The sequence below is a fragment of the Sediminibacterium sp. KACHI17 genome (assembly GCF_040362915.1).
Lineage (GTDB): Bacteria > Bacteroidota > Bacteroidia > Chitinophagales > Chitinophagaceae > Sediminibacterium.
The window spans coordinates 192,895-215,410 of the sequence record NZ_AP029612.1 but is presented as its reverse complement, the minus strand read 5'-3'; the positions used below and the strand labels follow the sequence as shown (position 1 = coordinate 215,410).

Sequence of the window (22,516 nt, the reverse complement as noted above, 5' to 3'; positions counted from 1 at the left end):
ACGCGCTTTTATCTAAGTAAAGTAATATCTCCCTTCTTTGAAAGTTTATCACCATTCGTGAACTCGATTTGTAATGTATAATGATATACTTCCTGTGGTTGTAATTTTCCTTTGTAAGTTCCATCCCACCCTTCGGCCGGATTGTTGCTGATATATACCTGCACACCCCATCTGTTATAAATACGCCAGGTCATTTTTCCGATTCCGAATCCGCGTACAAATATTCGATCATTGTTGCCATCTCCATTTGGTGAAAACGCATTGGGTACATTTGCGGCTACATTGATCGTTACACTGATCGACTGACAGGTAGTATCGCTACAGCCTGCTGCATTGAACGCGATCAAACAAGCATTATAGGTTCCTGTTTGATTGTAGAGATGTCTCACAGGTGCATCAATATTATTTCCAACTGTACTATCGCCATCTCCAAATAACCACTTGAAAGAAGTAGCTCTGATAGAATTATTGGTAAAACTGATCGCTGTATTTGGCTCTGTCGGATTTGGAGAGTACGTGAATGCTGCGGTCGGACTTCCACTCACAGTAATGGTTTGAAATGCGGTATCACTGATATTACAGGTCGCATTATCGATCGCGATCAAACGAACGGTATACGTTCCCGGATTGGCATAGAGATGTGTTGGATTGGTAGCTGTTGAAGTACCACCATCACCGAAATCCCATTGAAATTGTTGTCCGGCCAAAGATGTGTTATTGAATACTGCATTATAAGGTGCACAACCCACTGCAGGTGTTACAAAACGAGCATCTACATTCGGTGCAATTCTAATTTGTTGTACCAAACTATCCGGATGATTACAATAATTTGTATCCAGTAATACCAACTTCACATCATAAGTTCCTCCTGCTGCATAAGTATGTGTCACAATTCCCGGGCCCGCTATTCGTGTATTTCCATCCCCAAAATCCCATCGGAAACTCTGATTGGTGAATGGTTTTCCCGCAGGCGCAATAGATGTATTGTTGAATTGAAAGGCTAACGATTCACAAGGTGGTAATTTAGTAGAAGTGAAAGCCAATGTTGCCTGATCGCCTCTCACGCGTAAAGTAATATAAGCTGTATCAGTTTGGTTACAGGTAGTAGAATCAACGGAAACCAAACGAACACGATAGATACCAATATTATTAAAAGTATGAGAGATGGTTGGTGTTGTAGTTCTTACTTCAGGTGAACCATCATTAAAGTTCCAATAGTAAGCAGTACCCTGTGCCAATGTATCGGTGAACTGAACCGTCATGGGAACACAACCTGCAGTATCTCTTACTCCGTTGATGGATGCGCTCAAACCAGCACCTACACCTGCAAGATTAAAGGCAATTTTTATTGCCATCAGATTACAACTGCCGCCCACGCTGGCAGGATTGGTAGGATTGGTAGGAGACCAAACACCTGCAGTACCTCTCAAATATCCAGCAGGTGGAGCACTCGAATTACCCTTACAGGAACAGATCGATTGATAGATCGTTCCATTGGCATCAAATCGACTGGTGCCTCCATCAACATGGTCTCCGAAGGGTTCACCTCCGGCACCTGTTGTTGCACCAAAGAATGAAGCGAATAAAATATTGGTAGCATCTCTTTCTAAAACATAGAAATAAAGATCTGCACCATCAGTTCCATTTTTCAATTGATCGCCGGTTGTAATCAATCCTCTTGTTCCGGAGCTAGGAAATCCATCTGCGATGGTTCCACCCCATCCTGATACATACACATTCTGACATCGATCGACCAAAAAAGCAGTCGGAGAAATATTGGGTGTATTACCCGTAGTGGTACCAAAATTTGTTGAGTAAATAAAAGCTGAAAGATCAGGTCTTAATTTCGAAATGAATTGTTTTCCTGTTACCTGACTCCCATTTGCATTTACCGGAGCATTGATCACAGGCCAGGCAACAGTAGTAGTTCCCATGATGTATGGAAATCCAAAACGATCAAATTGTATTCCATAAATCACATCCACTCCATTCGTACCAAAGTAACTGGTTCGAATGATTTGTGTACCATCGGGACTGATCTGGCTCACAAAGCCATCAACATTTCCCTGATTGGTTCCAAAAAGAACACCTGTTTTATTACCGGGAAAATCAGTACTAGCAGTAGCTCCTGCAACATAGATATTTCCATTTTGCGGATGCGTTGCCACAACAAAAGCTGCGTCATCACCATTGCCTCCTAAATAGCTGCTGAATAACATCCTATCGAGGTTGGGTGTCAGTTTCATGACCACGCCATCCTGAAAACGATTATTAGAGGCAGCTCCTGCTGTTGATTGAAAAACACCGGCAGTCACCGGAAAGTCTATGGATTGTGTAACAGATGCAAGAATGGGGTTACCACCGGCATCTAAGATGATCTCACTGCGGGCATCATCTCCATAATTTCTTCGTGTAGTTTCTGCAGATTGCGGAAGGATATAATTCGCTCTCACATTCACACCGTCATTACCCGATCCTCCTATTCGAACAGAGTTGAGTAATGTACTACCATTGGCGCTTAATTTCGAAATGATGATATCAAACAGTCCGCCACCCGGACCATATGAACCAGGACCACGAACCGGATATGTTGCTCCGGATGAAGTTCTACCGGCAATGAATAAATTACCCGATGCATCTGCAACCAGACTATGCGGCTGTTCATTTCCTGCTCCTCCTAAATACGTACCATATATCCGGTTAGCGCCGCTTGGATCAAATTTTATGATCACGATATCTGTTCCTGAAATCTGTCCTTCTGTAACACCACCCTGAAAAGTTGTTTGAAAAGCTCCATTATTGGCAGGGAATTGTCCGGACCGAAATACGATCCCTCCTCCATAAAAATTTCCCTGACCATCATAGGTAGCTGTAAAACCCCAGTTATCAGCAGTACTTCCTGTGTATCCATAGAAGACGATCGATGGATCTACGACCAACATCGCATCTTTATTATAAGCACCATTCAATTTGAAGCGAACGATATTTCCGCGCACTTCAAAATTACAGGGGATCTCATTTTTTGTATTTCGAAGTAATTGATACGTATAAGGTGATTCTTCCTGTACTTCTACAACAGAAGTTTTGATACTCAGCTTGCCTTCTTTGATCTTTAATCCATCTACTCCATCAAAGTAAAGTGCAACATTATTGATATCACCACCTGGGTGCACGATCACATCATACTTTAATTTTCCGTCGGCAGTGTAGTATCGAATATCAATGTTCGGATACACATTTTTAAAAGTGATACCCTGATAGATTTTGACATTCGTCGCCCATTTGCTTGAATCATTTCCTAAAAAATAATTATTGTAAGTGGGTAATGCTTTATCTGGAACGATCTGTGGATTGGGATTGGCATTCAAGAAACGTACCTGATACGCATGTGATCTCAGTATCAGGTTCTCATCTGCACCGCTACCTCCTTCTCCACCGCGAGAAGGATCAATGGCTGCTGTTTGCTTAGTGGCTTCCGTTTTATGTTGGTGAACTCCCGGATGAGGATGCGGATTGATCTTTTGAAGATCTTGTTCATTGTGCACTAAAACACGATATCCATCTGATTGTAAGGCTACAGAACCGATACCTGTATTGGTAAGATAGAGGATCTTTTTATCCCACTGTCCCTTATTCTCCACAAATTCCAAATAGTTCTGAGCCATCACCTGGAATCCTGTCATCAGTATCAAAACCAATCCTATTATTTTCTTCAGTGCTGCCAAGCCGTTAAATTTTTAATAAGTTACTATAATATACGTTTCCGTCGCTGTTAAAGTTGTCATTAGGATATGCGACTCCAGGCATTTTTACCTTTCTGTGACCTTAGGTATTTTTTTAATAGCAAATTCTTTGCCATATCCAGTGTCGGGTCCTCTTCACAGCATTGCTCAGCAGTAGTTTTAGCAAGTTCTAGCAGATCTTTATCGTTAACAATACTGGCCACTTTAAAGTTCAGTTCTCCACTCTGCCGGGTACCCTCAATATCACCCGGACCTCGTAATTCCAAGTCTTTCTCCGCGATCTTGAAACCATCATTGGTAGCGCACATGGTATTGATCCGCTCTTTGGCATCTTTGCTTACTTTAGACCCCGTTAATAAAATGCAAAAACTTTTTTCGCTTCCTCTTCCTACCCTTCCACGCAACTGATGCAACTGTGATAATCCAAATTTTTCAGAGCTTTCGATCACCATTACAGTAGCATTGGGAACATTCACACCAACTTCGATCACTGTTGTGCTCACCATGATATGTGTATCATGTTGAACAAAGCGTTGCATATTGGTCTCCTTTTCTTCCGCAGATTGTCTTCCATGAACCATACTGATTCGGTAAGTGGGCTCAGGAAAAAAACTTTTCACTTGCTCATAACCTTGCATCAGGTCTTCATAACTCAGCTTCTCACTTTCCTCGATCAAGGGATAGATAAAATATGCCTGTCTTCCTTTATTGATCTCAGTACGCACAAATTCCATCACACTGGCCCTCGCCATTTCATTACGATGAACTGTGGTAATAGGTTGTCTGCCCGGTGGTAATTCATCCATTACACTATAATCCAGATCACCATAAGCGGTCATCGCCAATGTTCTTGGGATCGGTGTGGCTGTCATCACCAGTACATGGGGTGGTACCGCTGCTTTCTCCCATAATCTCGCCCGCTGAGCTACCCCGAAACGATGTTGTTCATCTACAATAACCAATCCAAGATTTTTAAACTGAACCACATCTTCAATTACCGCATGGGTACCTACTACAAAATGGATACTATCATCCAACAATCCATTCAATATTCGCTTTCTTTCCTTCCCTTTGATACTTCCGGTTAGTAATGCGATCTCAACCGGCATATCCTTGAGTAATTGTTTCAATCCATTGTAATGCTGTTGTGCCAATATTTCTGTTGGCGCCATCATACAACTTTGATACCCATTATCAGCTGCCAATAACATACTTAAGAGCGCTACAATGGTCTTGCCGCTGCCTACATCACCCTGTAACAACCGATTCATTTGATGCCCTCTGCCAGTGTCAGTTCTGATTTCCCGAATCACTCTTTTTTGGGCACCCGTTAATTCAAACGGCAGGTGATGATTGTAAAAGTCATTGAAGAGATCCCCCACTTTTTCAAACACCACTCCTTTACTACTATGGTGTCTTTGCAACCGAACCAGATTTAAACGAATCTGAGCAATAAAGAACTCCTCAAATTTCAATCGCCGCAACGCCAACTGATACGCTTCTTGTGATACCGGAAAATGCAGGTTTGAAAAAGCCTCATACCGATTCATCAGTTGTAGCTTTTTGAAAATAGCATCTGGTATATTCTCAGGGATATCGGTGGGTTTGATCTGTGAGAAAAGTTGGAAGGTCAACTTGGCTAGTTGTCTGCCATTTAATCCTCTTGCCTTGAGTTTTTCTGTTGCAGGATAAACAGGCTCCAAATAATCTTTTCCATCTGCTTTCGCCAGCACAAAAGGTTCGATCTCAGGATGCACCATTTGTGGCCTTCCATTAAAAAAACCGGTACGCCCAAAGACCAGGTATTTTTGTCCGGGCACCAGGTTTTTCTGTACCCAATTGATTCCCTGAAACCAGGTCAATTCCACGGCTCCGGTATCATCTTTCAGATATGCCACCAACCTCTTCGCTCTTTTCTCACCCACAATATCAAACTGTTGTAAAACACCGGCTATCTGAATAAAGTCGGTTTGATAGTTGATCATATTGATCTTACTGACTTTGGTTTTATCAATATGCCGATGTGGAAAATGATGCAATAGGTCTTCGAAAGTGAAGATCTCTAATTCCTTTTTCAATAAGTCACCCCTTAATGGCCCAACGCCTTTAAGGTATTCAATGGGTGAGGATAATATGGTGGGTGAATCTTTGATTTGTTGATCTTTGATTTGTTAATCAGAAGAAGAGCTCTCTCTTGGGTCTTGTATTACAAATATCCTTTCTGGGAACCATATAGAAAATTCAATCTTAGCAGAGCTGCAAGCCAAAAGCTTTGGGTGAGATAAACCGAACCCACTTAATTAAGTGCCTAAAAGCTTGCACCCTGCAGCTTGCAGCTTGTAGCTTCTCTTTCTTATCTTCGCCCCATGAATAAAGAGGTTGTTTTAAGTGGAATCCGTCCGACCGGATTCCTGCATCTGGGAAACTATTTTGGTGCCATGCGAAATTATGTGCGCATGCAAGACGAATTCAATTGCTATTTTTTTGTTGCGAACTGGCATAGTCTGACTACACATCCTGATACAAAAGAATTAAAGAATAGTGTACATAGAGTGATCGCAGAGAATATTGCCTGTGGATTAGATCCTGATAAAGTTGCATTATACATACAGAGTGATGTTCCGGAAATTGCAGAGTTATATCTCTACCTGAACATGATGGCTTACAAGGGAGAGTTGGAAAAAACGGTCACTTTCAAAGAGAAGGTAAGACTACAACCCGACAATGTAAATGCCGGTTTATTAACGTATCCGGTGTTACAAGCTGCGGATATCCTTATTCATCGAGCAGTCAAAGTACCGGTAGGAAAAGACCAGGAACAACACCTTGAAATGGCACGTAATTATGCGGAGCGATTTAATCATAGGTATGGTGATGTACTTCCTCTGCCTTATGCATTCAACTACGGCGGAGAATTGGTGAAAATCTTGAGTCTGGATGGTGTTGGAAAAATGAGTAAGAGTGAAAACCAAATGAACACGTTGTATTTAGCTGATGAAGATGAAAGCATCCGTAAAAAGATCATGAAAGCAAAGACTGACCAAGGTCCGGCCGAGCCCAACTCAGTAAAACCGGATTATATCGAAAATCTCTTTACCCTGATGAAATTGGTGAGCACAGCGGATACCGTTCAGAAGTTTGAAGACGATTTTAATAACAGTAGTGCAGGTAACTGTATCATTCGTTATGGGGATATGAAAAAACAACTGGCAGAAGATATGATTCGTTTCATCCAACCGATCAGATCCAAAGCTGCAGATATTCAGCAAAATCACGATTTATTAAAAAAAATCATCCAACAAGGAGCAGATAAAGCCCGAGCCAGTGCCAGTAAGACCCTTACCTTGGTACGGACAGCAGTGGGGATGGATTATTAGTCCATAGACCATGGTCCATGGACTATGGTCTATCGTTTCCAAAATTCTCCCTTCAATTCTCTCAACTTTCGTATTTTCATTTTTATGGCGAAACCTAAGAAACCAAAACATGTAGCCGTTGCCGGCAATATCGGCGCGGGTAAAACAACGCTTACTGAGATGTTAAGTAAGCACTACCGCTGGATTCCTCAGTTTGAAGATGTTGATCACAACCCTTATCTGATGGATTTTTACGAGGATATGCCTCGCTGGAGTTTTAATCTGCAGATTTACTTTTTGAATAGTCGACTGAACCAGCTTTTGGATATTCATCATGGAACTGAAACAGTAATACAGGACAGAACCATTTATGAAGATGCGAACATTTTCGCTCCCAATTTGCATGAAATGGGTTTGATGAGTAAACGTGATTTTGATAACTACTATCAATTCTTCCAAACATTAAAAACCATGGTACAACCTCCGGATCTGTTGATCTACTTGAAAGCATCTGTACCTACCTTGGTTGCGCAGATTCAAAAAAGAGGGAGGGAATATGAAGAAAATATCCGTCTGGATTATTTGAAACGCCTGAATGAATATTACAATAAATGGATCGATGGTTATAAAGAAGGTCAATTGCTGGTGATCGATTGTGATAAAAACAAATTCGCTGAAAGTGAAGAACATTTTGGAGAGATCATTAGCAAAGTAGACGGTATGTTATTTGGCTTATTTTAAAAGCTGATTTTTTTATACGGCCACAAATGCGCTTGCCCTCGGCAAATGTATCTGTGGCTTTTTCTTTTGTGGGATGCAGCACTTCCATTGATTGAATGTCTATCTGATACCCACCCATTGAAACCCCACTTTAAACTTATTGTTTCAATCATTCAATTTTTATGAAATCCATCTATCTATTCATGACACTCTGTTTGATGAGTGTTGTATGTTTTGCACAAAAAAATACGCTCCCTAAAAGAGCTCTTCGTTTCAACATTGGAGAAAGTACGCATGGTACCGGTGATTTAAAGGGTCTTAGCTTTGGTACTGCTTACACACATTATTTGAAGAAAAAATTATCACTTGAATATCATTTCAAGGGAACAATACATGATGATCAGGACAGGTACTTACTTTTTATCAATGGTAATTTAGAACAGGATGGTTCTGTGCGTACCACAACAGCAGGTTTCCAACTTGGATCATTGATCAGGTACAGTCCATTAAGAACTTCAAATCATGAATTCACGCTTGCAGCAGGTCCTTATGGGAGATATGAATCCTCTTCATTAGGAAGTAACGGATATGCAGCGAGATATCCATCACCGGCAAGTCCTATACCTAGAATATTGATAGAATATGATCATAGCTTTCCGCAACGTATTTATAATATCGGATACATGGCAGAACTGTCTTACAATTACACGTTTAAAAAACAGTTATTTGTAGGTGTGAATGCTGCTTTTCAAAATGATACTAATGGGGATGCTATTACACATTTAGGATTCCTGATCGGGAAAAGATTTTAGTGGATAAAAATGCCACTGGAGGCACTGACATGCACGGAATAATTCTGTGTATTTCAGTGATCGCTGTGGTAATTAATAAATAACTTAGGAAGTAAAACCAAAGAGATGAAACGCCTCCTTCCTTTTTTGTTCATCATTGCCTGCCAATCGCCCTCCAGTAAACTCCCTGAGTTTACGTTGACAGTTACAGACACTTTTCACTTCAATAATTTTGTGGATTGCAATATGGCAGAAGCCTGGATCGGCGATACACTGCGCATATTCCCCGGCAAATATGGAGAAGATCCTGTATGGGGTGAAGCGCATGATTTGAAATTCGCTTCAGGAAAAAATGCAGATGAGGTTTTTAGAAGTCCGGCATCTGCATACATCGCACCCACGATGCCTTTGAATGCGATAAAAGGCGCACCCGGATTACACGGAGCTGTCTGGTTTGAAACTGTGTATCAGGATCAAAAAGATCCATCAGGAAAAACATTATATGCCGTTTATCACAATGAAAATTATCCCGAAACATTGCCCTATGACAGTGTTACCAAAGAGGGATATATTGATCATAAATGGCCATTGGGTTTAACGGATCGCATCACACCTGCAGCCGTTTGTAGGATTGGCATCATGAAGTCAACGAATGGTGGATGGAGTTGGGAGAATAAAGGTTTGTTTCTGGAAGATAAACAACCGCGCATGATCCTGAAACCACATAATACATCCAAAACATTTGCGGGTGGCGTAGGTGATCCATCAGCAGTGGCAGTGGGGGATCATCTTTATTTGTTTTATGGTGAATATGGTTATCCTGATCAATATGATTCATCTAAGTATGATGCAAAGAAAGAATGGAGCGCGCAATGTATCAGCATTGCCAGGATCGCACTTGCTGATCTGGATGATCCACAAGGCAAAGCCAAACGCTGGGATGGCAAAGGTTTTAATGCTCCATGGGATGGAACGGGTAAACCCATCGCATCTCTACAAATACCCATAGAAAAAGGAGGTGGCGCTGCTTCTTCACCCAAAGGAGGTTTTCATTGGGGACCATCTGTCAGCTGGAATGAATACTTGGAATGTTGGGTGATGTTGATGGGAAGGGTTGAAGGGCAATCATGGGTCGGTGATAAACTGTATATATCATTCAATTCAAACAAAGATCTCGGAAAAGCAGATCAATCACAGCAGTGGAGTACACCTCAACTATTGGTACAAAAACCCGGACATGTATTATGGTATCCATCATTACAACCTTTGAATACACCGGAGGATATTGCTGCAAAACGAACCAGTATGAGCTTAGGAAAAAAAGCAAGATTATTTTACAAATATTCTGATCTCGGAAAGTATATGTCTGAATATACCATTGAATTCAAAAAGTAGTGTTGACCTGGCACGATCTTGAACAACGGATTACACAATAAAAATGGTATAATCATTAAGCGCTAATTTTGTGAATACCTGCATGAAAAAACTATTCCTTGTTTTGTTCCTTTTTATCACAGTTGTAGCTCTAAGAGCACAAGGTGTAGACATTGGCACATGGAATATCTTGAATCTTCGTTATCAGATCAATCAAAAATGGAGTGCATTTGGCGAAGGGCAGATCCGTTCTTTGAAACTGTATGATCAGTTTCATTATTACGAATACAAAGGTGGAATCAATTATCGTGCAAACAATAATTTAATGATCTCACTCGCCGCAGGTTCCTATCAAACTTATAAAGAGGGTGGAAATTTTCTGAAACCTAAGAACAATGATGAATTCAGGATATGGCCGCAGATCTTACTGACACAATCCTTAGGCAGATTCAGAATAGAACAACGTTATCGAGCTGAGTTGAGATTTACGTCCAATGGCTATCGAAACAGGTTTCGGTATCGCGTAGGACTCTCTTATCCATTGGGAGCCCCATCATCAGCGAACAAACCATGGCAACTGTATCTCAACAATGAGCTTTTCTTCACAGATGGCGAACCATTTTTTGAAAGAAACAGAATGGCTTTTGGTGTGCAATACAAAACCTCTGCAACCACTACTCTTCAGCTGGGTTTTCTCCATCAATTTGATTACAAGATCAATGACGAAACCGGAAGAGATTTTATTCAGATCGGTTATTTCTTCGAATTACAGAGAAGAGGGCATTGACTATTGACTATAGACTATGGACCATGGACCATGGTCCATAGTCAATGGGGTGTAGCGAGTGGTGCTTGGTAAAACTTATTTATCATTATTGATCGTCTATTCGCCATGAACCATTTGCTATTAACAATGGTCCATGGACTATGGACTATCCCCAAAACAGAAATCCCGCCACGAGGACGGGATTTCACTCAAACAGACAAAGCAATCGAAGAGACCGAGTTTAGTGTTTTTATAGTTTTCTCATTAGCAGTTAACATTAGGAGCGGCCTTTAAAATTTCATCGCTAACGCCTGCAGCATATTTTGAAAAATTATTGATAAACTGTTGTGCCAGATCTTTTGCTTTAGCATCATATGCATTTACATCAGCCCAAGTATTACGTGGATTCAGAATTTCTGAAGGAACGTTTGGACATGTAACAGGCATCATCATACCAAATACCGGATGTGCTTCAAATTGAACATGATCCAGATCTCCATTCAATGCAGCAGTGATCATCGCTCTGGTATAGCTAAGCTTCATTCGGCTTCCGACACCATATGAACCACCGCTCCAGCCGGTATTGATCATCCACACATTTACTTTGTTTTCTCTCATTTTGTTACCCAACATCTCTGCATATTTACCGGGATGTAAAGGCAGGAAAGGAGCTCCAAAACATGCGCTGAAAGTAGACTTAGGTTCAGTAACCCCCGCTTCTGTTCCCGCAACTTTAGCAGTATAGCCGCTGATGAATTGGTACATGGCCTGACCAGGCGTTAATTTGCTGATCGGAGGCAATACGCCATATGCATCACATGTAAGGAAGAAAATATTTTTTGGTAATCCACCGATACTTGGCTCAGCTGCATTACTGATAAAATGAAGCGGATAACTTACACGTGTATTTTCAGTGATCTTTTTACTTGCAAAATCAATTTTAGAACTACCATTCTCAAAACCAACATTCTCAACCAATGCACCCGGACGAATTGCGTGATAGATCTCAGGTTCTTTATCCTCACTCAAGTCAATGGTTTTCGCATAACAGCCACCTTCAAAATTGAAGACACTGTTGGCTGTCCATCCATGTTCATCATCACCAATCAATTTACGATTCGGATCAGCACTCAATGTTGTCTTTCCGGTTCCACTCAATCCAAAGAAAATAGCAACATCACCATCTTTACCCATATTGGCACTGCAATGCATGCTCAATACATTTTTTTGCTGGGGTAATACATAATTGAGAATGGTGAAAATACCTTTCTTCATTTCACCCGTATATCCTGTACCACCAATAAGAATGGTTTTATGTGTAAAAGAAACGATCGCGAAATTATGTTGACGCGTTCCATCTACGGCAGGATCTGCTTTGAAACCAGGTGCCTGAATAATATGCCACTCAGGTTGAAAGTTCTCCAATTCCTGTTCTGTTGGACGCAGGAACATGTTGTAAGCAAATAAATTACTCCATGGATTTTCATTGATCACACGGATATTCATACGATAAGCAGGATCTGCACAAGCATACGCATCACGAACCCATATCTCATCTTTTCCATTGAGATAATGGAGCATTTTTTCTTTTAACTGAAAAAAGTATTTCTCCTCGATGGCGATATTGAAATTATTCCAATGAACAGTATCTGCTGTAATACTGTCTTTCACAATGAACTTATCCTGAGGAGAACGACCGGTGAACTCGCCGGTATTGATACAGAGGGCACCAGTATCATTCAATATTCCCTGGTTTCTCAGTACCGTTTGCTCAGTCAATACTTCCGGACTTAGCTGATAATGAAGCTGATGGGCGCCGGTTAAACCTAATGCTGTGATTTGTTGCAGATTCAATTGGGTCATAGATTCAGTCATATACGAACAATCGTTAGTTAGTTGGGCAAAATTAACCGTTTAATCATTTCACCAATTTTTTTATGTAATATCTACACGTTATAGTTCATCAATCGTTTGCAGAAATCATTGTAGGATATTCAAAAAATCCAACAGACTCTGGCGAATTTTATGGCCCGTTGATCGAAAAATTGAAGTTTTTATAAAAAAATCAGCGTAAAAGCGCAGATTCCTGCATACTTGTGCCTGACAGGAATTATTTTTACTAAAATTATTCAGATATGGAGGTTCTTGACGGAAAAGGATTGATTACAGCCGCACATTTAGAAAAATTCAAATCTATCATTGGAGATGCTTATGTATTGGCAGACGAAGAAAATCTGAATCATTATGGGCATGATGAAACTGAACGACTTCTGTATTTACCGGAAGTGGTATTAAAACCCAGAACAGCAGAAGAGATCGCTGCGATCATGTGTATCTGTAACCAAGATCGCATTCCCGTTACACCCAGAGGTGCCGGTACCGGTTTAAGTGGTGGCGCATTACCTCATTTGGGCGGGGTTTTATTATCAACAGAAAGAATGAACAGCATTCTATCGATTGATGAAAGAAACCTGCAAGTAATGACCGAACCCGGTGTGATCACCGAAGTATTACAAAATGCAGTGAAGGAAAAAGGTTTATTCTATCCTCCCGATCCCAGCAGCCGAGGCAGTTGTTTTATCGGTGGTAATATCGCAGAAAACAGTGGCGGACCAAAAGCCGTAAAATATGGAGTGGTTAAAGATTATGTATTGAATCTGGAAGTGGTGCTTCCGAATGGCGAGATCATCTGGACAGGGGCCAATGTTTTAAAAAATTCAACCGGTTATAATCTCACCCAATTAATGGTAGGTAGTGAAGGCACATTGGGCATTGTTACAAAAATTGTATTGAAGCTCATCCCCTTCCCTAAATATGACCTGCTGATGCTGGTACCATTTGCCTCTTTGGAAAAAGCAAGTGAAGCCGTGAGTGCCATTTTCCGTGCGGGTTTTGTACCAAGTGCGCTGGAGTTAGTTGAGATAGATGCATTAAAGATCGTGAGTCAAATGGTGGATAGTACCGCTGTTCCTGTTGATGATTCTATTGCTGCACATCTCATTATAGAAGTAGATGGAAATAACATGGATGTTTTGATGAGTGAAATGGAATCCATCGCAGAACTATTGACTCAATTTGATGCAGGTGAAATATTTTTTGCTGATGACGCACAACAAAAGGCTGAGCTCTGGAAACTTCGTCGTCGTGTAGCAGAAGCTGTAAAGACCAGTGGATATACCATTGAAGAAGATACCGTTGTTCCACGTGCTGAATTACCTGCATTGATCAAAGGTGTGAAAGAACTTGGCAAACAGTATGGCTTCCATGCTGTTTGTTATGGACATGCCGGGGATGGTAATTTACACATCAGGATCAATCACCCGACCATCAAAAATAGTCATGGTAATGAAGAAATGACCACTGCCCTTCGAGCGCTTTTTGAACTGGTACAACGTTTAGGAGGTACGATCAGTGGAGAGCATGGTATCGGACTTATTCAAAAGCCATACCTGTCAACCGTTTTCCGTGATGCAAATATGCACCTGATGAGAGAGATCAAAAAGGCATTTGATCCTAACAATATTTTAAATGCCGGAAAGATTTTTGACCTCAACTAGTGCCGTATTTTTGTTGAAACACCTGCAACTATGAAAAACAGTATACTCTATACATCTTTATGTCTGCTTCTTTGTGTCTCTTCCATCGCACAAAGCAATGATGCAGATGAAAAAAAAGGGAAATTTAAAAGAGAAAATACATTTTTAGGTGCCGCTGTGAATCTCTCACTCGGTAATCGTTTTTTTAACGTAGGTGTTAATCCGGAAGTCGGATATAGCTTCAATAACTGGCTGGATGCAGGCGTGGCACTCAACGTCAATTATTTTTCACAAAATGCATCAGACTTTAGCAGCACACGCTTTCGCAATTTCAACTATGGTGCCGGTACTTTTCTGCGTATTTGGCCGGTGAATTTTTTACATCTGCAAGTTCAACCTGAATATAACTGGATCAACTCCTCACAAAAGAATGTGATATCAGGACAAACCTTCAAATACAACTACAGTTCAGAAAGCTTACTGGTAGGAATAGGTTATGGATCCAGAATGATCGGCTCACAATATTCTTATGTAACACTGATGATCGACGTATTGCAGAATATCAATTCTCCTTATCGTGATCAGTTCAATGATCCGCTGCCGGTATTCAGAGCAGGATTTGGAATGTACCTTAATCGAAAGAAGTAAGAGCTTCATCAACGCTGTCGGCCACGATCAAACGTTTCCGCCAGTCTTCATACAGAAAACCTTCTTCGGTCATTTTCTCAATATGATTGATCAATGATGCATAATAGCCTGCTGAATTCAGCAGGATAATTTTTTTATTGTGGATGTTCAGTGTATTCCAGGTAAGCATTTCAAACAATTCATCCAATGTACCATTACCACCGGGTAGTACAATAGCGGCATCACACAGTTCATACATCATCTTTTTTCGGATATGCATATCCTTCACCACATGAAGCTCTGTAATTCCTTCATGCTGATGTTCCCATTCCAGTAATACTTCGGGAATCACACCAATGGCTTTACCGCCATGCTCCATCACCGCATTGGCGATCGCACCCATCAATCCTTTATTCCCTCCACCATAGATCAATGTCAATCCACTCTCTGCCATCAATTTTCCCAAACGGGATGCATCTGCAATAAAGACCGGATTGTTCCCATTTTTTGAACCGCAAAAAACTGCAACATGTTTAAACTGCATCAAACTAATTTTACGTTGCAATGTAAGCAGGATTATGATTACACTGATTGAGACCCTATTTTTTATTTATGAATTTTAGTTCCTGATTCCTGCAATAAACCGCAAACAACCCCTATCTTTATCGGGAACGATCGTATTAACGCCATAAACCCTTTGGATATGTCCCCACTCCTGTTGTTCTCTTTTGTTATCATTTACTTCTTGATCTTATTGGTAGTTGCCTGGTATACCGGAAGAAACAGTAACAACGATTCTTTCTTTATCGGTAACAGAAATAGTAATTGGATGCTGGTGGCATTTGGTATGATCGGCACCTCTTTGAGTGGTGTCACTTTTGTTAGTGTACCCGGTGCTGTTGCCAAAGAATCCTTTGCCTATATGCAGATCACACTCGGCTATTTGATCGGTTATATGGTCATTGCTTTTGTATTACTACCGCTGTATTATAAGCTGAATCTAACTTCCATATACAACTACCTGAGTACAAGACTGGGTGTTAATTCGTACAAAACAGGTGCATCATTTTTTATTCTTTCGAGAACACTCGGTGCTACAGCAAGATTGTATCTGGTCGTTCGCATTTTGCAAGATGCGATTCTTGAAAGTTTTCATGTGCCTTTTTGGGTAACTACACTCATCATTCTGGCCATGATCTTATTGTACACTTATGAGGGAGGTGTTAAAACCATTGTCTGGACCGATACCTTACAAACATCATGCATGCTCATTGGTCTGGTGATCTGCGTGGTCTATATCTTAAGTCAATTGGATATGGGTATCTCTGAAAGCTTTGCTGCCATGGGGGATAAAGGCTATTCAAAAATCTTCTTCACAGAACCCGAAAGCCGCTTCTTTTTCCTCAAACAAATTCTTGCAGGTGCTTTCGTAACCATTACCATGACGGGCATGGATCAGGAAATGATGCAAAAGAATATTTCGGTAAAGACCTTAAAAGATTCACAGAAAAATGTGGTGACATTAGGATTTATCATGTTGGCTGTAATTGGTCTGTTTCTGTTTTTAGGTGGACTCTTACACTTGTATGCAGATGCACAGGGAATTGCTGCTACCGGCGATAAACTCTTCCCTACGATCGCGTTAAACCACATGCCAAGCTTGGTTTCAGTGATATTCATCATTGCATTGATCTCTGCATTGTTTCCAAGTGCTGATGGAGCCATCACTGCATTAACTTCATCTTTCTGTATTGATATCATTGGCTTACAAAGAAGGGATGACTGGACAGATGCACAAAAGAAAAAGATCAGACAAAGGGTACACTTAGTATTTGCAGGGATCTTCCTGTTATTTGTAATGGTTTATAAATGGATCGATAGCAGCAGTATGATCGGCGTGATCTTGAAAGTAGCTGCTTATACTTACGGCCCCCTATTAGGACTTTTTACTTTCGGCATTTTAATGAAGCGATCCGTAAACGACAAATTAGTCCCCCTCATCTGTATAGCATCTCCTTTGATCTGTCTGATGTTGGACAAATTCCAAAAACAGATTTTCGGTTCATTCGAGATCGGTCTTGAACTCCTGATCATCAATGGCGCGATCACTTTCGTAGGACTGATGCTGATTTCGAAGAAAAAGTAGGTAGTCGATAGACCATAGTCCATGGTCCATGGTCTATGGTCTATGGACTATCGACTATCCTTATCTTTGCAGCATGTCTGCCCCCCTCATCATTTCCCCTCAAGCGGAAGCATATGCACAGCTGTTTACCTCGGCTGATCATGCGCTTTTGATGGAGATCGAGGAGTATACAAATGCTCATCACCCTCATGCACATATGTTAAGCGGACAGGTACAGGGAAAATTCCTGGCCTTCTTAAGTACTATTCTACGCCCTAAATACGTTTTAGAGATAGGAACTTTTACCGGTTATAGTGCACTTTGTCTGGCAGAAGGCCTGCAAAACGAGGGAGAGTTACATACCATAGAGTGCAGAGAGGAAGATGCCCAAACAGCCAGGAACTATTTTAGCAAAAGCTACAGAAAGGATCAAATACATTTGCACGTCGGAAATGCAGGAGAAATCATTCCCACGCTCAATCATACATGGGATCTGATTTTTATTGATGCAGATAAGACCGGTTATATTGGTTATTATGAACAACTAATACCTCGCTTGGCTGAGAATGGTATCATTCTTGCAGACAATGTGCTGTTTCACGGACAGGTATTAGAAGAGCCCATCAATGGTAAGAATGCCAAAGCAATACATGCATTCAATGAACACGTGAAACAAGACAATCGAACTGAACAGGTTTTACTCACCATCAGAGATGGATTACTGATGGTCAAAAAGAAAACGATATGAAGAAAATCATATTACTGATCACATTCTTAGGTACTGTAATGCTAGCAGCAGTTGCACAGACCATTAGTGTGAAAGAAAGAACCGAAGCTTATATCAATAGCTATAAAGATCTTGCTATTCAGGAGATGCTACGTACAGGTGTGCCCGCTTCCATTAAACTGGCACAAGGCATTCTGGAATCACAGTTTGGTGAAAGCCCGTTAGCGAAAACTGCAAATAATCATTTTGGTATCAAATGTAAAACAGAATGGACCGGCGAGAAGACATACCAGGATGATGATGCAAAAGGTGAATGTTTCCGAGTGTATAAATCTCCGGAAGAGTCTTACCGCGATCATTCTGATTTCTTAAAGACACGTCCGCATTATTCCTTTCTTTTCAAATTAGAACCTACGGATATCACAGGTTGGGCTTATGGATTGAAAAGAGCCGGCTATGCAACAAATAAAACTTATCCGGAAAGATTATTACGTGTGATCGAAGATTACCAGTTGAATCAATATACCATTCAGGGTATTGCCATGATGGAAAATAAAACTGCTCCAGTCACAACGCCTACACAGAATGTAACAGCAGCTAATACAGTCACAGAACAACCTTTAACAGTTGCCACTAAAAATGAACCTGCAGTAAAAAATGAGATCCTGAAATCAACTACTGTAAAAGAAGAAACAGATACGCCTCAAACCGAATTACAGACTGCTAATACAAGTATTGAAAAAGTAAAATCGACAGAAGAGGCGGAGAAAAAAACTACCCCTGTTACTGAAGAAAAGAAAACAGCTGCTTATCCAGAAGGTGTCTTTACGATCAATCATACAAAAGCCATACACGCCAAAGCGGGAACTTCTTTATTGGCATTGGCACATCAATACGATATCAGTTTAAGCAAACTTTTTGAGTTCAATGAATTGTCTGAATTGGATATCCTCGACATAGACCGTGTACTCTTCATCGAGAAAAAACAAAAGAAAGGTGCTTCTGATTATCACGAAGTAACTGCAGGTGAAAACATACATGAGATTTGTCAGAAAGAAGGCATCCGAATGGAAAGTTTATTGGAGTATAATAAATTGAAAAAAGATAGTCAGCTTTCTGCGGGACAAAAATTATTTTTACGCTCCCCTGCAGAGATCAATAAAGCGGCAGGAAACAATAAAAGAAAATCTACAAAATAGCAGATCCATGCAGGTAATAAAAGTTCACGACAAAGAGTTTGTTCCCTATTTACCAGAAACATTGATCCGCGAAAAGATCAAAGAACTGGCGGCTCAATTAGACCAGGATTATCAGGGTAAAAAACCTTTGTTCATTTCTATTCTGAACGGATCTTTTATGTTCTCCGCAGATTTGTTCAAGGAGTTATCCATTGAAGCTGAGATCTGCTTTATTAAATTAGCCTCATATAAAGGAACCAAATCAACCGGACATGTTATTACTGCAATAGGACTAGATACCGAGATCAATAACAGACATGTGGTGATATTGGAAGATATCATTGATACCGGAAAAACACTGAGTGAATTCCTTCCACAGCTGATCAATCAACAACCACTCTCTTTGAAAGTCGCTGTATTATTACATAAGCCGGATGCTATGAAATATCCGGTGCAGATCGACTATTGTTGCTTTACCATCCCTAATCGTTTTGTACTTGGCTATGGACTGGATTATGATGGTTTAGGAAGAAATATTCGTGAGATCTATCAGCTTAAAGACGAAGCATAACAAGGCTTTAACGGACTAAGTTTAGACAACAGCAGCATTTATATTAACTTGTAGTGTAAACCCCTAGCCAAATGCGCTTATTCATTTGGATATTGCTGCTATTGCTTGTCAGTCAATCTACGTTCAGTCAATATTATTTACGTGGAGAGATCAGAAATGAGCAAGGCACGCTATTGAGTGGTGTCAAGATAAAACTCAGCACTAAACCAGGTCTCATTTTTTATTCCGGCAGCACAGGTTCTTTTGGAATTCCTGTCCCTTTTGAAAAAGATAGTATCCTCTTGAGCTTTGATGGATATGAACCACTAAGTCTATATGCAGACAGCCGGCAGTTTCAAATGATTCAGATGAAATCAAGTTCCGGCGCCGCAAAACTGTACAAGAACTATAAAGCTTCTGTTGTAAAAGATCTAACACAAGGCGCGGGAATATATAGTGTAGGACCAGGTGAAAGCTATACAAGTATCATAGAAAATGAATTCATCAAAACCTCAACATTTCCCGAAACAGGATTTTCGTTGAACATTGATAATGCTTCTTACAGCAATATCAGAAGATTCATAAACAATGGAATGATGATTCCACAAGATGCAGTACGTATTGAAGAAATGTTGAACTATTTTAGTTTATCACTTCCCTCCAATAAGATACAGTCTGATAGCCATTTCTCTTATGCGTATGAGCATAGTACTTGCCCGTGGAATCCTAAACATCAGTTACTATTCTTACAATTGCAAGCACCTACCATCCCACTTCATGAAGTACCTCCTTCCAATCTGGTTTTCTTGATAGACGTATCCGGCTCAATGGATAAGCCCAATCGATTACCGCTATTACAATCAGCCTTTCGGTTACTCATCAATAATCTCAGATCCGTTGATACCGTTTCTGTGATAACGTATGGTGGTGGAGTAGCGATGGTGTTGGCGCCTACCGGAGGACAACATAAAGAACTGATCAAAAAAGCCATTGACTCTTTATCTGCCGGCGGAGATACCCCTGGCTCAGGAGCAATTCAGTTAGCTTATGAAACAGCCAAGAAAAACTTTATTAAAGGAGGGAACAATCGAGTAATCATTGCGACGGATGGAGATTTTAATGTCGGTCAATCTTCTGAAAAAGAATTGGAAGAGTTGATCAGCCGTTATCAAATGAGTGGGATCTATCTGACCTGTTTGGGTGTGGGTATGGGTAATTATAAAGACAGCAAACTGGAAACCTTATCAAAAAAAGGCAATGGCAACTTTGCCTACATTGATCAAATCAGAGAAGCTGAAAAGGTATTGGTAACAGAGTTTACAAAAAATATTTTCACTGTTGCCAATGACGCATCGATCACACTTCAGTTCGATCCGCAAACAGTTGCTGCATATCGCCTTATCGGATTCGATAATAAAAGAACTGCATTAGCTGACAGCACGAGCAGTCTGGAAGGTGGAGAAATAGGAAGTGGGCATGCGGTAATGGCCATTGCAGAAATCATTCCAGCGAAAGACAGTATCAGCTCTGTCAATAAACCATTAGCAAAAGTATCATTACATTATAAAGACCCTACGAGTGGTACTCGGCGTGAACAAAGTTTTACGGCTACCTATCACGGACAAAAGATCGAACAATCGGATAGTACCTATCGGTTTGCCGCTGCAGTTGCGATGTTTGGCAATATCTTGCGTCAATCAAAATTCACACATGGATTTCAGCTGGAAGATGTAGCCCTTCTCATCAAAAATGCTGTTTCACCGAATAATATGCTCCAACAAGAATTTCAACAACTATTGGAGAAAGCCATACGGCTGTATGATCCACCAAAGAAAAAAAGAAAATCAGATTAACTGAACGCCTCTTTTACCCGATCAAAGAAACTCTTATCGCTTTTGGTAGGTTGTGGTTTGAAGTTTGGACTTTCTCCCAACTTTTCCAGCATTTGACGTTCTTCATCACTTACTTGTTGTGGTGTCCAAACATTTACATAGATCAATTGATCTCCTTTATTGTAGCCTTGCACCTCAGGAAATCCTTTTCCTTTCAGTCTGAATATTTTACCACTTTGTGTACCGGCCGGAATTTTGATCTTTGCTCTTCCGTCAATGGTAGGTACTTCTACCTGTGTTCCGAAAACAGCATCCGAAAAAGAGATGTGAAGATCATAAGCAACATTCAACCCATCGCGCTGTAACTCAGGATGTGTTTCTTCTTCTATTTGGATGATCAGATCCCCGGCAAAACCACCACGCTCTCCTGCATTTCCTTTTCCACTCATGCTCAGTTGCATGCCTTCTGAAACACCTGCCGGTATATCAATACTGATGGTTTCTTCACCATACACTCTTCCTTCACCTTTACAACTACCACATTTGGATGTAACAGTAGAACCTTCTCCATTACAGGTTGGACAAGTACTTACAGTCTGCATTTGTCCAAGGAAAGTATTTGTCACCCTTCTCACTTGTCCACTACCGCCGCAAGTGCCACAATTCTGGACACTGTTTTTATCTTTAGCACCATTACCGCCACAGGTATTACACAAGACATGTTTTTTCACTTTCACATTCTTGGTAACTCCTTTTGCGATCTCTTCAAAATTCAGTTTCAGTTTGATTCGCAGGTTACTCCCTTTTTGTCCACGAGCTCTTCCGGCGCCACCACTACTTCTTCTGCCACCTCCAAAGAAACTACCGAACATATCATCACCGAAAATATCTCCAAACTGGCTGAAGATATCATCCATATTGCTGTACCCACCGGCGCCACCACCAGTGCCCGGACCGAAAGCAGCATGTCCATAACGATCATACTTGGCTTTCTTATCCGCATCACTCAATACTTCATATGCTTCTGCAGCTTCCTTGAATTTTTCTTCTGCTTCTTTATCATTCGGATTACGATCAGGATGATATTGCATAGCGACTTTGCGATAAGCTTTTTTGATCTCATCTGCAGATGCCGATTTACTCACTCCTAATATTTCGTAAAAATCTCTTTTAGCCATTTTGATCTTTGAT

Annotated in this window: 17 protein-coding genes; 12 read left to right on the top strand and 5 right to left on the bottom strand. The window is 40.7% G+C overall.

Going from position 1 to position 22,516, the window contains the following annotated elements:
* Positions 1-8: 8 nt before the first annotated feature.
* Both ABXG83_RS00760 and recG read right to left on the bottom strand, forming a co-directional pair.
* A complete protein-coding gene (locus ABXG83_RS00760; protein ID WP_353549596.1) occupies positions 9-3,725 on the bottom strand; it encodes a PKD domain-containing protein in 3,717 nt (1,238 codons plus the stop codon).
* Between the two features lie 59 nt (positions 3,726-3,784).
* A complete protein-coding gene (recG, locus tag ABXG83_RS00755; RefSeq protein WP_353550749.1) occupies positions 3,785-5,896 on the bottom strand; it encodes an ATP-dependent DNA helicase RecG in 2,112 nt (703 codons plus the stop codon).
* A 213-nt stretch (positions 5,897-6,109) separates the two neighbouring features.
* On the opposite strand from recG, the gene trpS reads away from it, so the two are divergent.
* The 5 genes from trpS (at position 6,110) to ABXG83_RS00730 (ending at position 10,771) form a co-directional block, all read left to right on the top strand.
* Entirely contained in the window at positions 6,110-7,120 is a 1,011-nt protein-coding gene (gene trpS / locus ABXG83_RS00750) for a tryptophan--tRNA ligase (RefSeq protein WP_353549595.1), read from the top strand.
* Between the two features lie 84 nt (positions 7,121-7,204).
* Complete coding sequence (locus ABXG83_RS00745; RefSeq protein WP_178888031.1) at positions 7,205-7,840, top strand: deoxynucleoside kinase; 636 nt, start codon at positions 7,205-7,207, stop codon at positions 7,838-7,840.
* Positions 7,841-8,001: 161 nt separating this feature from the next.
* Complete coding sequence (locus ABXG83_RS00740) at positions 8,002-8,631, top strand: hypothetical protein (protein WP_353549594.1); 630 nt, start codon at positions 8,002-8,004, stop codon at positions 8,629-8,631.
* Between the two features lie 105 nt (positions 8,632-8,736).
* Complete coding sequence (locus ABXG83_RS00735) at positions 8,737-10,005, top strand: hypothetical protein (RefSeq protein WP_353549593.1); 1,269 nt, start codon at positions 8,737-8,739, stop codon at positions 10,003-10,005.
* An 82-nt stretch (positions 10,006-10,087) separates the two neighbouring features.
* Entirely contained in the window at positions 10,088-10,771 is a 684-nt protein-coding gene (locus ABXG83_RS00730; RefSeq protein WP_353549592.1) for a DUF2490 domain-containing protein, read from the top strand.
* Positions 10,772-11,014: 243 nt separating this feature from the next.
* Here ABXG83_RS00730 and pckA read toward each other — a convergent pair whose 3' ends face one another.
* Positions 11,015-12,625, bottom strand: a complete 1,611-nt coding sequence (gene pckA, locus ABXG83_RS00725; RefSeq protein WP_353549591.1) for a phosphoenolpyruvate carboxykinase (ATP) — start codon at positions 12,623-12,625, stop codon at positions 11,015-11,017.
* Between the two features lie 260 nt (positions 12,626-12,885).
* Here pckA and ABXG83_RS00720 point away from each other — a divergent pair, with 260 nt between their 5' ends.
* Together ABXG83_RS00720 and ABXG83_RS00715 are read left to right on the top strand one after the other, a co-directional pair.
* On the top strand, positions 12,886-14,307 hold the full coding sequence (locus ABXG83_RS00720; RefSeq protein WP_353549590.1) for an FAD-linked oxidase C-terminal domain-containing protein: 1,422 nt from the start codon (positions 12,886-12,888) through the stop codon (positions 14,305-14,307).
* 30 nt (positions 14,308-14,337) lie between these two features.
* A complete protein-coding gene (locus ABXG83_RS00715; RefSeq protein WP_353549589.1) occupies positions 14,338-14,934 on the top strand; it encodes a hypothetical protein in 597 nt (198 codons plus the stop codon).
* Here ABXG83_RS00715 and ABXG83_RS00710 read toward each other — a convergent pair.
* Positions 14,918-15,457, bottom strand: coding sequence for a TIGR00730 family Rossman fold protein (locus tag ABXG83_RS00710; RefSeq protein WP_353549588.1), 540 nt, complete (start codon positions 15,455-15,457; stop codon positions 14,918-14,920). The two genes, ABXG83_RS00715 and ABXG83_RS00710, sit on opposite strands and share 17 nt — an antisense overlap.
* Positions 15,458-15,616: 159 nt before the next feature.
* Between ABXG83_RS00710 and ABXG83_RS00705 the strand changes: the two genes are divergently transcribed.
* The 5 genes from ABXG83_RS00705 to ABXG83_RS00685 all read left to right on the top strand — a co-directional run bounded on the left by ABXG83_RS00705 (position 15,617) and on the right by ABXG83_RS00685 (position 21,346).
* On the top strand, positions 15,617-17,059 hold the full coding sequence (locus ABXG83_RS00705; protein WP_353549587.1) for a sodium:solute symporter: 1,443 nt from the start codon (positions 15,617-15,619) through the stop codon (positions 17,057-17,059).
* A gap of 73 nt (positions 17,060-17,132) precedes the next feature.
* The gene (locus ABXG83_RS00700) at positions 17,133-17,786 is read left to right on the top strand and encodes an O-methyltransferase (protein ID WP_353549586.1); all 654 of its coding nucleotides are present in this window, start codon (positions 17,133-17,135) and stop codon (positions 17,784-17,786) included.
* Entirely contained in the window at positions 17,783-18,964 is a 1,182-nt protein-coding gene (locus ABXG83_RS00695; RefSeq protein WP_353549585.1) for a glucosaminidase domain-containing protein, read from the top strand. Before ABXG83_RS00700 ends, ABXG83_RS00695 begins: the two co-directional genes overlap by 4 nt.
* A gap of 7 nt (positions 18,965-18,971) precedes the next feature.
* On the top strand, positions 18,972-19,514 hold the full coding sequence (hpt, locus tag ABXG83_RS00690) for a hypoxanthine phosphoribosyltransferase (RefSeq protein WP_353549584.1): 543 nt from the start codon (positions 18,972-18,974) through the stop codon (positions 19,512-19,514).
* Positions 19,515-19,585: 71 nt separating this feature from the next.
* Positions 19,586-21,346: a von Willebrand factor type A domain-containing protein gene (locus ABXG83_RS00685; RefSeq protein ID WP_353549583.1), complete on the top strand. Its 1,761-nt coding sequence runs from the start codon at positions 19,586-19,588 to the stop codon at positions 21,344-21,346.
* Here the strand turns inward: ABXG83_RS00685 and dnaJ are convergent.
* A complete protein-coding gene (gene dnaJ, locus ABXG83_RS00680; RefSeq protein WP_353549582.1) occupies positions 21,343-22,503 on the bottom strand; it encodes a molecular chaperone DnaJ in 1,161 nt (386 codons plus the stop codon). The genes ABXG83_RS00685 and dnaJ overlap by 4 nt on opposite strands.
* Positions 22,504-22,516 lie beyond the last annotated feature (13 nt).

Excerpts from the sequence above, each read along its gene's own strand:
- trpS (WP_353549595.1), top strand. The coding sequence starts at position 6,110 with ATGAATAAAGAGGTTGTTTTAAGTGGAATCCGTCCGACCGGATTCCTG.
- ABXG83_RS00745 (WP_178888031.1), top strand. The coding sequence starts at position 7,205 with ATGGCGAAACCTAAGAAACCAAAACATGTAGCCGTTGCCGGCAATATC.
- ABXG83_RS00740 (WP_353549594.1), top strand. The coding sequence starts at position 8,002 with ATGAAATCCATCTATCTATTCATGACACTCTGTTTGATGAGTGTTGTA.
- ABXG83_RS00735 (WP_353549593.1), top strand. The coding sequence starts at position 8,737 with ATGAAACGCCTCCTTCCTTTTTTGTTCATCATTGCCTGCCAATCGCCC.
- ABXG83_RS00730 (WP_353549592.1), top strand. The coding sequence starts at position 10,088 with ATGAAAAAACTATTCCTTGTTTTGTTCCTTTTTATCACAGTTGTAGCT.
- pckA (WP_353549591.1), bottom strand. The coding sequence starts at position 12,625 with ATGACTGAATCTATGACCCAATTGAATCTGCAACAAATCACAGCATTA.
- ABXG83_RS00720 (WP_353549590.1), top strand. The coding sequence starts at position 12,886 with ATGGAGGTTCTTGACGGAAAAGGATTGATTACAGCCGCACATTTAGAA.
- ABXG83_RS00715 (WP_353549589.1), top strand. The coding sequence starts at position 14,338 with ATGAAAAACAGTATACTCTATACATCTTTATGTCTGCTTCTTTGTGTC.
- ABXG83_RS00710 (WP_353549588.1), bottom strand. The coding sequence starts at position 15,457 with ATGCAGTTTAAACATGTTGCAGTTTTTTGCGGTTCAAAAAATGGGAAC.
- ABXG83_RS00705 (WP_353549587.1), top strand. The coding sequence starts at position 15,617 with ATGTCCCCACTCCTGTTGTTCTCTTTTGTTATCATTTACTTCTTGATC.
- ABXG83_RS00700 (WP_353549586.1), top strand. The coding sequence starts at position 17,133 with ATGTCTGCCCCCCTCATCATTTCCCCTCAAGCGGAAGCATATGCACAG.
- ABXG83_RS00695 (WP_353549585.1), top strand. The coding sequence starts at position 17,783 with ATGAAGAAAATCATATTACTGATCACATTCTTAGGTACTGTAATGCTA.
- hpt (WP_353549584.1), top strand. The coding sequence starts at position 18,972 with ATGCAGGTAATAAAAGTTCACGACAAAGAGTTTGTTCCCTATTTACCA.
- ABXG83_RS00685 (WP_353549583.1), top strand. The coding sequence starts at position 19,586 with ATGCGCTTATTCATTTGGATATTGCTGCTATTGCTTGTCAGTCAATCT.
- dnaJ (WP_353549582.1), bottom strand. The coding sequence starts at position 22,503 with ATGGCTAAAAGAGATTTTTACGAAATATTAGGAGTGAGTAAATCGGCA.